The organism is Actinomadura hibisca NBRC 15177, from assembly GCF_001552635.1.
Taxonomy (GTDB): domain Bacteria; phylum Actinomycetota; class Actinomycetes; order Streptosporangiales; family Streptosporangiaceae; genus Spirillospora; species Spirillospora hibisca.
The window spans coordinates 78,000-88,978 of sequence record NZ_BCRO01000060.1 but is presented as its reverse complement, the minus strand read 5'-3'; the positions used below and the strand labels follow the sequence as shown (position 1 = coordinate 88,978).

Genomic DNA, 10,979 nt, shown 5'->3' with positions numbered 1-10,979 from the left:
CGCGCGGGGGCTGCGCCCCCTGCACCCCCGCTGGTCGCGGGGGCTGCGCCCCCGGAACGTGTGATGCCCGGTGCCCCTTTCGGGGCACCGGGCATCACACGTCAGGCACCACAACGCTCTAAGCGCGTCGCACGGCAAGTCACGCAGAAAGCCGCACAGGAACAAGCCCTACGACCAGCCCTACGAGGCCGCCCTCTGCCTCGGCTTGCTGTCGTCGATCGCCGCCAGCTGGAAGTCCGCGCGCGGCTGCTCCACCGAGCCCAGCGACACCGTCTCCCGCTTGAACACCAGCGCCAGCGTCCAGTCCGCCAGCACTCGCGCCTTCCGGTTGAAGGTCGGGACCATCATGCCGTGGTAGGTCCGGTGGAAGAACCACGCGGGCCAGCCCTTCAGCTTCAGGCCCATCGGGTTCGCCACGCCCTTGTGCAGGCCGAGGCCCGCCACCGCGCCCAGGTTGTTGTGCACGTACGGCTTGAGCGACTTGCCGCGCAGCGAGCGCACCACGTTGTCGGCCAGCACCTTGGACTGGCGGACGGCGTGCTGCGCGTTCGGCGGGCAGAACGCGCCCTCCTGCGTCAGGTCCGGGATCGCCGCGTTGTCGCCCGCGGTGAACGCCCGCACCATGCCCTCGATCGTGAGGTACTCGGTGCCCTTCACCTGGCCGCGCTCGGTCAGCGGCAGGTCGGTGTGCTTGACGACGGGGGCCGCCTTCACGCCCGCGTTCCACACCAGCGTCCCGGCCGGGAAGCGGCTGCCGTCCGACAGCTCGATGACGCCGTCCACCGCCGACTGCAGGAACGTCTTCATCTTGACGTCGATGCCGCGGCCGCGCAGCTGCTCGGCCGTCCACTTGCCCATGTCGGGCCCGACCTCGGGGAGGATGCGGTCGGCCGCCTCCACCAGCACGAAGCGCAGGTCCTGGGGGCTCACCTTGCGCATGTACTTGGTGGCGTCGCGGGTCATGTCCTCCAGCTCGGCCACCGCCTCCACGCCCGCGAAGCCGCCGCCGACGAACACGAAGGTCAGCGCCTTGCGGCGGATCTCCTGGTCGTTGGTGGACTCGGCGATCTCCAGCTGCTCCAGCACGTGGTTGCGCAGGTGGATCGCCTCGCCGACGGTCTTGAGGCTGATGCCGTTCTCGGCCAGGCCGGGGATCGGCAGGATGCGGGGCACCGCGCCGGCGGCCATCACCAGGTAGTCGTAGGAGATCCGCTCCGGCGGGCCGGCCAGCGGCTGCAGGATGGCCCATCCCTCGTCATGGTTGAGCTCGGTGACGCGGGCGTTGCGCACGGTGCACCTCTGGAGCACCCGGCGCAGCGGCACCACGACGTGCCGCGGGGAGATGTTCCCGGCGGCGGCCTCGGGGAGGAACGGCTGGTACGTCATGTACGAGTTCGGATCGACGATGGTCACCTTGACCTCGCCGCGGCGCAGCTCGCGCTTCAGCTTCTTCTGCAGGCGGAGCGCGGTGTACATGCCCACATAGCCGCCACCCACGATCAGGATGTGGGGAGCGCCAGGGGTCCCCTCGGCGGTCCTGGCCATTGCGGCCTCCAATGTCACGGTCGGCTTGTGAAGGTATTCACAAGCTAGCCGATGGTCTGGACCAAATGCCAACCGGAGCCCACGAAAGATCTCCAGAAGTTTCCAACAGGGCAAACTGGACCGTTGCGTCTCATGAAACTTCGCCCGTCCTTCCTGCAAATTCGGTCACCCTGGGATGAACATCACATGATGAACATCACAGCGGCCTTCTCCGGAGGGTCCGCCACCCGGCGGGAGGAAAAGCCCGTTCCACCCCCGCCCAACCCCTAAGGTTGGGTCGGACTGAGGAAGGGGGCGCCACCGGCGGAGCGCGCATCGCCAGATGAAGGGAATCGGGCGGCGCGCGGCGTACGATCTCGGCCGGGAGCGTAGCGATGATGAGCAAAGACCGGCGGCGTCCGATCCTGGCCGCGGCAGGCGCCCTCGCGCTCACCGGCGCGCTGAGCGGCTGCGGCCTGATCGGCCAGCCTCAGAACAGCAGCGCGGAACTGTCGGAGTGGTTCACCGTGAACAGCCCGGCGTTCCGTGATGGCGGTGACTTGCCCACACGATTCGGGTGCACGACGTACTCTGGCAGCGGCGGGCAGGGCAAGACCCCGCCGCTGTTCTGGTCGGGAGCCCCGTCGGTGACCAGGTCGTACGCCATCGTCATGGACGACCCGGACGCCGACGACGGCGCCTACGTCCACTGGGTGGTCGCGGGCATCGACGTCAGCCAGCGCGAGCTGGTCGAGGGCGGTCGGCTGGACAAGATGGTCGAGGGGCTCAACACCGGCAAGAAGGTGGGCTACCTGGCGCCGTGCCCGCCCAAGGGCGAGCGGCACCGGTACCGGTTCACCGTCTACGCCCTGGACGTCGCGGCCCCGTTCCCGAGCGGGGCCGCGCTGAAGGACTCGCTCGGCGCCATCGCCAAGCACACCGTCGGCCGGGGCCGCATCACCGGGAACCTGGGCGACGGGTAGGTGCGTTGACCGTGGGGCCGGACGACGGAGGGCACGGGTCACGGGACGGGCTCCCGTGGTTCACGGGACACGCGTCGGCAGGGGCGTTCGGACCGGCCGGATTGGCCGTTAGGTGCGCGCCGTGTGAGGGTGTATGTGCGCGAAGGGTGTGACAACGGTCATAGCGGTCGGCCAGAATCGTTCAAGGTCCGTCGGGAACCGGCCGCTAGCGAATAACGGGACGAACCCGCGGTCCGCGCTGGCGACTCTCACCGGGCCAAGGCATTGGGTGGTGGCATGACTTCTGCAATCGTGGTCTTCGGCCTTCTTGTGGTCGTGGTCCTGGTGGTCGTCCTGGTGGTCCTCGGCCTGCGGGCCAGCCGGGCCACGGGCGACGACGAAGACGAGTGGATGGCCGACGAGCAGCCGCCACCGGCCAAGCGCGGCGGCCGCCGCCGCGGCGCGCAGCAGCCGGTGGAGGAGGCCGTCGACGACGGCTACGGCCCCGGTTACGACGGTGCCTACGACGGCGGTTACGACAACGCCTCCTACGGCCCCGGCCAGGGACAGCCGCCCGGCCGCGATCCCCGCGACGCCCGGGACGGCCGTGACGCCCGGGACGCCCGCGAGGAGCAGGGCTACGACCGCCGCGTCGCCGGCGGTCCGCTGGCCGCGCCCACCTCGCCGCCGCCCGCCGCCGCCCCGCCGCCCCCGGCCCCCGCGGGCCAGGCCAGCGACGAGATGGAGGACGACGACTACTGGGCCACCATCACCTTCGACAAGCCGAAGTTCCCCTGGCAGCACGACAACGCCGGGGAGCGCGGTGAGCCCGGTTCCCCCGACCCGCTGACCGAGCGGCAGCAGGCGTCACAGCCGACCGCCGAGCAGCAGCCCATGCCCGTCGAGCAGCCCGGCATGACCCAGCCCGCCCCGATGAACGCCGACCTCGGCGCGCTGGGCGGCCTCGGGGGCGGCCGAGCCGCGACCGGTCCGCAACACCCGGGTCCCCAGCACACGGGCCCGCAGCACACCGGTCCCCAGCCCACCGGCCCGCAGCAGTCGCCGCCCGGCAACTTCGCGCCCGCCGCGTTCAACGACCCGTCCAACCCCCTGGGCGGCGACCCGGGCGCCACCGCCACCGACGCCATCCCGGCCGCCCCGGGCAACACCGGCTCGCACTCGCCGTACGGCGACCAGCCCGTGTACGGCAACGCCGCCGAGCAGTCCCCCTACGGCGACCAGCCGTCCTACGACCAGTCCCCGTACGGCGAGCAGCCCTCCTACGGCGACCAGTCCGGATACGACCAGGCGCCCTACGGTGAGCAGCCCTACAACGAGCAGCCCTACGGCGACCAGCCGTCGCACGAGCAGCCCGCCCATGACCAGCCGCTGTACGGGGGCGACCCGCTGGGCATGCGCCCGGCGGCCCAGGGCCGTCCCGACCAGGGCTTCGAGATGCCGTCGCCGCCCGCCGACCCGCGCGCGTCCGACGCGCTGGGCCTGCCGCTCGGCCGCACCGACGAGCACCCGGTGCGCGGTTACGGCGAGCCCGCCGAGCCCGCGCCCGCCGCGCCCCTCTGGGACACCGGCGCGCAGCCGCCCGCGCAGCCCGCTCCGCCCGCCCAGCCCGCCGCGGGGTCGCCGAGCGACACCGACAACCACAAACTGCCCACGGTGGACGAGCTACTCCAGCGCATCCAGACCGACCGGCAGCGGTCGTCCGGGGGTCCGGGCTCGTCCGAGCCGTCGCAGGGCCAGTCGTTCGGCAACTCGCTGAACGACCCGCTGAACGACCCGCTCGGCGGCTCCGGCTCCGGTGGTTCCAGCTCTGGCTTCAACGGCGGTGGCCCCACCGGCGGCTGGCCCGCCGGATCGCCCTCGACCACCTCCTACGACGCCGACCAGGGCGGCGGGTACGGCGGTTACGGCGGCCAGACCGGCCCCGGTCAGAACGACGGCTACCCGACCGCGCCCGCCTACGGCGACTCCTCCCGCTACGACGACCCGCTGAACGGCCCCGGCCCCGGCCGCGCCGACTACGGTGGCTACGGCAACGAGCAGCAGGGCGGCGGCGAGCCGGGCCGCTACAGCGACTTCAGCGGCAGCAGCTACAACGGCAACGCCGACCCGCTGAACGGCGGTGGCCAGGACCCCAACGCCACCCAAGCCTACGGGGGAGGATCCGGTTACTACGGGTCACAGCCGGGCTACCCGGGTGCGTCCGGCGGAGGGACCGGCGAGAACCCGACGGGCGGCTACGGATCGTCCTATCCCGGCCGCTCCGACCAGGACCGTCACCAGGACCGGCAGCAGCCCGACGACTGGGAGAGCCACCGCGACTACCGGCGCTGAACGCCGACCGCACCGCACGGCACGGGGCCGCCACACGAAGTGGCGGCCCCGTGCCGTTTGTGTCGCAGCCGACGCAGGGACGGCAAACGATGGTTATATACGCTAGGTGACTTCAAAGCCACTCAACGTATCGACTTTGCGGCGGGACGTCCTCGCGTCGTTCGTGGTGTTCCTCGTCGCGATCCCGCTGTCGCTCGGCGTGGCGGTGGCCTCCGGGGCCCCCATCGCGGCCGGGCTGATCGCCGCCATCGTCGGCGGCGTCGTGGCCGGTGCGCTCGGCGGCTCCCCCCTCCAGGTGAGCGGGCCCACGGCCGGCCTGACCGTGATCGTCGCCGACCTGATCCAGACCTACGGATGGCGCGCCACCTGCGCCATCACCCTCATGGGCGGGCTGCTGCAGGTGGTGCTGGGCGCGTGCCGGGTCGCCCGGACCGCGCTGGCCGTCTCCCCCGCCGTCGTGCACGGGATGCTCGCCGGCGTCGGCGTGGTGCTGATACTGGCGCAGGTGCACATCGTGCTGGGCGGCAAGCCGCAACACTCCGCGCTGGAGAACCTGAGCGAGCTGCCCAGCCAGCTGCTCCACCCGCACTCGCATCCGGCGCTGCTCGGCGTGCTGACCATAGGCGTGATGTTGTTGTGGTCCCGGCTGGCCCGCAACACCGACCGCCGCGGGCTCGCGGCGCTGGGACGCTGGGTGCCCGGCCCGCTGCCCGCGATCGCGCTGGCGACGCTGACCGCGTGGTTCCTGGGCTGGGACGCGCCGCGCGTCGACCTGCCCGACACGCTGCTGGGCGACTGGCACGCGCCGGTCCTGCCGGAGGGCCCGCTGCCGTCGGTGTTCGGCGCGGCGGTGTCGGTCGGCCTGGTGGCGGCGGTGGAGTCGCTGCTGTGCAGCGTCACCATCGACCAGCGGCGCCCGGCCGGGGTGCCGCGCGCCGACCTGGACCGCGACCTGCTCGGCCAGGGCGCGAGCAACATGGTGTCGGGGCTGCTGGGCGGCCTGCCGATCGCCGGGGTGATCGTCCGCAGCACCGCCAACCTGGAGGCGGGCGCGCGCACCCGGCTGTCGGCGATCCTGCACGGCGTGTGGGTGCTGGTGCTGGCGCTGTCGTGCGGCCCGATCATCGAGCAGGTGCCGCTGGCGGCACTGGCGGCGCTGCTGGTGGTGCTGGGCGTGAAGACGCTCGACATGACCCGCATCCGTGATCTCCGTCACCACCGCGAGGCCCCGGCGTACTTCGCGACGCTGCTGGGCGTCGTCGTGCTCGGGCTGGGCGAGGGCGTGCTGCTCGGCATCGGCGTGATGGCGGTGCTGGCGCTGCGCCGGCTGACCCGGCTGTCGGTGCGGGTGGAGGAGGCGATCCCGACCGCCCACAGCGCCCCTGACCTGGCCGGATGGCATGTCGTCGTGGTGGGCACGCTGACCTTCCTCGGGGTGCCGAAGGTGACCCGGGCGCTCCAGCAGATCCCGGCCGGGGCGGCCGTCGACATAGACCTCGACGTGGACTTCATGGACCACGCGGCCTTCGACGCCATCCACCAGTGGCGGCTCTCCCACGAACGCCAAGGGGGGAGGGTCGACATCGATGAGGTGCACGAGTCTTGGTATGAAAGAGCGGTGACCGGTGACATGCCGCAGCCCCGCAAGTCGTCCTCGTCGGCCCGCTGGTGGGCTCCGTGGGGGAACAGGCGCAGGCGGGCCGAGACGTCCGAACTCGACGCACCCGAGGTGTCGCCGAGCGCCCTCCTGCTGGCCGGGGTCCGTGAGTACCACGGGCGCACGGCGCGGCTGGTCCGGCCGATCATGGCCGAGCTGGCCTTCGAGCAGAAACCCGAGCATCTGTTCATCACCTGCGTGGACTCGCGCGTGGTGCCCAACATCATCACCGCCAGCGGTCCGGGCGACCTGTTCATCAACCGGAACGTGGGCAACCTGGTGCCGCGGCACGGCTCGCGCACCCACGACGACTCGGTGGCCGCGACCGTCGAGTACGCCATCAACGTGCTGGGCATCCGCACCATCACGGTCTGCGGCCACTCCAACTGCGGCGCGATGGCGGCGCTGCTGGCGGGCGGCACCGAGGTCGAGCACCTGCGCAGCCTGTCGCGCTGGCTGAAGCACGGCAACCACAGCCTGGCGCGCTTCCTGGCCGCCGACCCCGGCGACGGGCAGGCGCCGCTCACCCGGCTGTGCCAGATCAACGTGATGCAGCAGCTCGACAACCTGATGACCTACCCGTGGCTGCGCGAGCGCGTGGAATCGGGGCGGCTGGAGCTGGTGGGGCTCTACCTGGACCTGGAGACGGCGAAGGTGCAGGTCCTGGACCAGTCGGCGGAGACGTTCACGCCGGTGCCCGCGGAGACGCCGGACGACGACCCGAGCGACGTCGAGGCCCTGACCTGAGGTGACGCGGGCCGGTGCGGCGGGGACGGGCGTCGTCCGCCCCCGCCGCGCCAGTGGGACGTCGCGGGAACGGGCATCGTCCGTCCCCGCGACGTCAACGGCCTGGTCGGATGCGGGGCCTCCCCCCGAGGGAGGCCCCGCGTCGCGTTCACCGGCCGATCAGCTCGTCGTCGTTGCCCCGGGTGTACATGCCGGTGACCCGACGCGCCCAGCGCGTCTGCGTCGAGCTCGGCTGGAGGAACAGCGCGTCGCGGCGGCTGGCGGACGCGAACGCCGTGAGCAGGACCAGGGTCACCAGTAGGGAGGCCAGCACCACAACCAAGATCACCGAAACCAGGACGGCCATCGGCTCTCCTCTCCGCGGGGCCCAGCACCGAGCGCCCCGCTCCACCGCCGGTCCATCGAGCGGACCGGCCGTACCTCGACGGTAGGCGCGGCGGCGGCGATCGTTTGTGTCGTGTGACCCGAATTCAGAGAGATACGGTGCAATTTTCGCCTTGGACGCGCCCCGGCCACCCCCCGGGTGAAGATCGCACGCTCTTGGCAGGGTCCGGCCAGCCGGGAACCGGGGCTCCCTCCGGCGGGCCAGGCCGGTGCCGTCCGCTCCCCCGCGCGGGTGATCCGGCCCCGTGACCGGCCGCGCCACCATGGTCTCCGTTCCGCCGTCCCCCAGGCGAGGAGATCCCGTGTCCGGCGACCCCCTGTCCTCCCCCGCCCTGATCCTGCTGGGCCTGCTGACCGGTTTCGCGCTCGTCGGCGGGCTGGCGTGGGCGATCCGGCGGCTGCTCGGCCTGCCGGTCGGCACCGGACGGGCGATGGTCGGCGCGCTCGCCGGGTACTCGCTGACCGGCGCGCTGGCCCGCGACCTCCAGCGGGAGAGCCCGGGGTTGTACCTGGGGCTGGCGCTGGCGTCGGCGGTGCTGGTGGCGATGACGTTCGTGGTGGTGGCCGAGGCGCTCGCGCCGACCGGGACGTTGCCGCGCCCGCTGGAGATCGTGCCCGCGCTGGTGCGGCGCGCGGCGCGCAGCCGCCGCTACTCGCAGATCGTGCGCATCGCCGTCCGGCACGGCCTGGGCCCCTACCTGCGCGGACGCCGCCGGGACGGGGTGCCCGCGCGGTCGTTGCGGCTGGCGTTGCAGGAGGGCGGCGTCACCTTCGTCAAGTTCGGGCAGGTGTTGTCCACGCGGCGGGACCTGCTGTCGGAGGAGTCCGCCGCCGAGCTGGCCCGGCTCCAGGACCAGGTGGCGCCCGCGCCCGCCGCCGACGTCGAGCGGGTGCTGACCGAGGAGCTGGGCGCGTCGCCGCACGCGGTGTTCGCGGAGTTCGACCCGGTGCCGCTGGCGGCGGCGTCCGTCGGGCAGGTGCACCGCGCGCGGCTGCGGTCGGGCGCTGAGGTGGTGGTGAAGGTGCAGCGTCCCGGCGTCCGGCCGCTGGTCGAACGTGACCTGGACATCCTGGGCCGCCTGGCGGTCTCCTTGGAGCGTCGTACTCGCTGGGGGCGTGCGCTGGGTGTGGTGGAGCTGGCCGAGGGTTTCGCGACGGCGCTGCGCGAGGAGCTGGACTTCCGCGTCGAAGCCCGCAACATGGCCGCCGTCGCCGCCGGGCGGGGCCTGCGCGTCCCGGCCGCGCATCCGGAGCTGAGCACCGAACGGGTCCTGGTGCAGGAGTGGCTGGACGGCGTGCCGCTCGCCCAGGCCGACCCGATCATCGCCGCGCACGGCCTGGACCGCGCCCACCTTGCCCGGGAGCTGCTGGGGGCGCTGCTCACGCAGATCATGCGGGACGGCGTCTTCCACGCCGACCCGCACCCGGGCAACATCATGCTGCTGCGCGATGGGAGCCTCGCGCTGCTGGATTTCGGCTCGGTCGGGCGGCTGGACGGCCGGTCGCGCGCCGCGCTGGAGCACCTGCTGATCGCCGTGGGGCGCGGGGACGCGGCGGCGATGGGCGACGCGCTGCTGGAGGTCGTGGCGTCTCCCGAGCGGGTGGACCGGCCGCGCCTGGAACGCGGGCTCAGCCGGTTCGCGGCGCGGCACCTGAACGCGGGACCGGCGTCGGCGGTGGAGATGTTCACCGGCCTGTTCGGGCTGGTGGCCGAGCACGGGCTGGCGGTGCACCCGGAGATCGCGGCGGTGTTCCGGGCGCTGGCGACGCTGGAGGGCACGCTCACGCGGCTGGACCCGGCGTTCGACATCGTCACCGAGGCGCGGGAGCACGCCACCGGAACGCCGGGGCCGCAGACGTTGAAGGAGGCGGCGGCCGACGAGCTGCTGGGCGCGCTGCCCGTCCTGCGGCGGCTGCCCCGGCGGTTCGACCGGATCACGCACGCGCTGGAGCGCGGGGACCTGGGCGTCAACGTGCGGCTGTTCGCCGACGCCGACGACCGGCGGCTGGTGACGGCGCTGCTGCACCAGACGTTGCTGACGGTGCTCGGCGCGACGGCCGTGCTGGCGGGCGTGCTGCTGCTGGGCACGACCGGCGGACCGGCGGTGACGCCGTCGGCCGGGTTGTACCAAGTGTTCGGCTACACGATGTTCGGGATCGGGTCGGTGCTGGTATTGCGGGTGCTGTTCACGATCTTCCGGGGCTGAGCGGTCAGGCGATCCCGTTCTCCTCGGCGACCGACAGCGCCTCCATGATCATGCGGGTGGCGGCGTCGGCGTCCTGCGTCAGGTCGTTGATGTGGTAGGCCAGCAGGAACGCGGTGGCCTCCAGCGCCGCCATCTCCTCGGGGTGCCAGGGCCCGTGCCGCCTGCGCCACAGCGTGGGGCTCTGGCCGAGCGCGGAGGCCACGACCATCGCCGCCATCGTGGGCACGGCCTCGGGGCTGACGCTGCGGCGCATCGCGCCGAGGGTGCCGACGAGGAAGGGCAGCACGTACTCCAGGACGTCCTTGTCCTGCGCCTCGTGGGCCTGGCGGAGCCACTGCGTGAACAGGTAGATCAGCGTGCAGGCGCCGTCCAGGACGTCGGCGGCGCCCTGCGGCCCGAGCGAGGCGAGGAAGTCGTCCAGCGCCTGCTGCTCCTCGGGGTCGGGGCGGATGTCGTCGCGGAACCCCTTCAGCCGGGCGTCGATGAGGAACATCGCCGTACCCACGTCGCCCACGGGGGTGGAATGGGGATCGGTGGAGAAGGACACGGATCGCCTCCATGCGTAGTGGCCCGTATCCGCACCGTAAGTCCCCGCGAGCGGCCTCGTGGGTCTTTCCGCCCGATCAGTCCTTACGGCCCAGCTCTTCGGCGACCAGGGAGAGGCCGATACCCAGCATCCAGACGTCCTTGGCGATGGCGATGCCCTGCTCGGTGGGCTTCAGGCTGCCCGGCTGCCGCATCCCGGGCGTGCGGAGGTAGAGGCCGAGGAGCCCGCCCGCGAATCCGGTGAGCGCGGCCCCGGCGAGCGCCGAGGGCACGAACGGGAGCAGCAGCGCGGCCCCGATGCCGATCTCGGCCTTGGACAGCAGCGCGGTGAAGCGCTCGGGGTCCTGCCCCTTGAGGAACGGGTAGGTGCCCGAGGCCATGCCGTGGATGCCGGCGGCGGTGTCCTTGTCGGCCTTGGCCTTGCCGAGGCCGGAGTTGAGGATGAACGCGCCGGTGGCGAGGCGGGCGGGCAGCTGGTGCGGACGGGCCAGAAGTCTCATGATCACTCATCAACGGGTCGGCGGCATGACACCGATCTTGATGCCCCGGACGGGCCCGGCTCACACGACCGGCTCCGGACGCCGCCCTCGCGGGGACGGC

8 protein-coding genes are annotated in these 10,979 nt (G+C 72.6%); 4 read left to right on the top strand and 4 right to left on the bottom strand.

Features of this window, described 5'->3' with window-relative positions; all coding sequences use genetic code 11:
* Window positions 1-180: 180 nt before the first annotated feature.
* The gene (locus tag AH6_RS26920; protein ID WP_067485247.1) at window positions 181-1,545 is read right to left on the bottom strand and encodes an NAD(P)/FAD-dependent oxidoreductase; all 1,365 of its coding nucleotides are present in this window, start codon (window positions 1,543-1,545) and stop codon (window positions 181-183) included.
* A 374-nt stretch (window positions 1,546-1,919) separates the two neighbouring features.
* On the opposite strand from AH6_RS26920, the gene AH6_RS26915 reads away from it, so the two are divergent.
* The 3 genes from AH6_RS26915 to AH6_RS26905 all read left to right on the top strand — a co-directional run bounded on the left by AH6_RS26915 (window position 1,920) and on the right by AH6_RS26905 (window position 7,242).
* Window positions 1,920-2,507, top strand: a complete 588-nt coding sequence (locus AH6_RS26915; protein ID WP_245679484.1) for a YbhB/YbcL family Raf kinase inhibitor-like protein — start codon at window positions 1,920-1,922, stop codon at window positions 2,505-2,507.
* 276 nt (window positions 2,508-2,783) lie between these two features.
* Window positions 2,784-4,838 (top strand): hypothetical protein, encoded by a 2,055-nt coding sequence (locus tag AH6_RS26910; protein ID WP_157431738.1) that lies wholly within the window; start codon window positions 2,784-2,786, stop codon window positions 4,836-4,838.
* A gap of 136 nt (window positions 4,839-4,974) precedes the next feature.
* Window positions 4,975-7,242 (top strand): SulP family inorganic anion transporter, encoded by a 2,268-nt coding sequence (locus AH6_RS26905; protein ID WP_245679483.1) that lies wholly within the window; start codon window positions 4,975-4,977, stop codon window positions 7,240-7,242.
* 148 nt (window positions 7,243-7,390) lie between these two features.
* Here the strand turns inward: AH6_RS26905 and AH6_RS26900 are convergent, their stop codons facing one another.
* Window positions 7,391-7,588, bottom strand: coding sequence for a hypothetical protein (locus tag AH6_RS26900; protein WP_157431737.1), 198 nt, complete (start codon window positions 7,586-7,588; stop codon window positions 7,391-7,393).
* A gap of 340 nt (window positions 7,589-7,928) precedes the next feature.
* Between AH6_RS26900 and AH6_RS26895 the strand changes: the two genes are divergently transcribed.
* A complete protein-coding gene (locus AH6_RS26895) occupies window positions 7,929-9,833 on the top strand; it encodes an ABC1 kinase family protein (RefSeq protein WP_245679482.1) in 1,905 nt (634 codons plus the stop codon).
* Between the two features lie 4 nt (window positions 9,834-9,837).
* On the opposite strand, the gene AH6_RS26890 is transcribed toward AH6_RS26895, so the two are convergent.
* Both AH6_RS26890 and AH6_RS26885 read right to left on the bottom strand, forming a co-directional pair.
* Window positions 9,838-10,380 carry a hypothetical protein gene (locus AH6_RS26890; protein ID WP_067485238.1) on the bottom strand — a complete coding sequence of 181 codons (543 nt, stop codon included), beginning with the start codon at window positions 10,378-10,380 and terminating at the stop codon, window positions 9,838-9,840.
* Between the two features lie 76 nt (window positions 10,381-10,456).
* A complete protein-coding gene (locus AH6_RS26885) occupies window positions 10,457-10,879 on the bottom strand; it encodes a hypothetical protein (protein WP_067485235.1) in 423 nt (140 codons plus the stop codon).
* Between the last annotated feature and the right edge of the window lie 100 nt (window positions 10,880-10,979).

Coding starts and splice junctions, on each gene's coding strand:
- AH6_RS26920 (WP_067485247.1), bottom strand. CDS start 1,545: ATGGCCAGGACCGCCGAGGGGACCCCTGGCGCTCCCCACATCCTGATC.
- AH6_RS26915 (WP_245679484.1), top strand. CDS start 1,920: ATGATGAGCAAAGACCGGCGGCGTCCGATCCTGGCCGCGGCAGGCGCC.
- AH6_RS26885 (WP_067485235.1), bottom strand. CDS start 10,879: ATGAGACTTCTGGCCCGTCCGCACCAGCTGCCCGCCCGCCTCGCCACC.
- AH6_RS26910 (WP_157431738.1), top strand. CDS start 2,784: ATGACTTCTGCAATCGTGGTCTTCGGCCTTCTTGTGGTCGTGGTCCTG.
- AH6_RS26900 (WP_157431737.1), bottom strand. CDS start 7,588: ATGGCCGTCCTGGTTTCGGTGATCTTGGTTGTGGTGCTGGCCTCCCTA.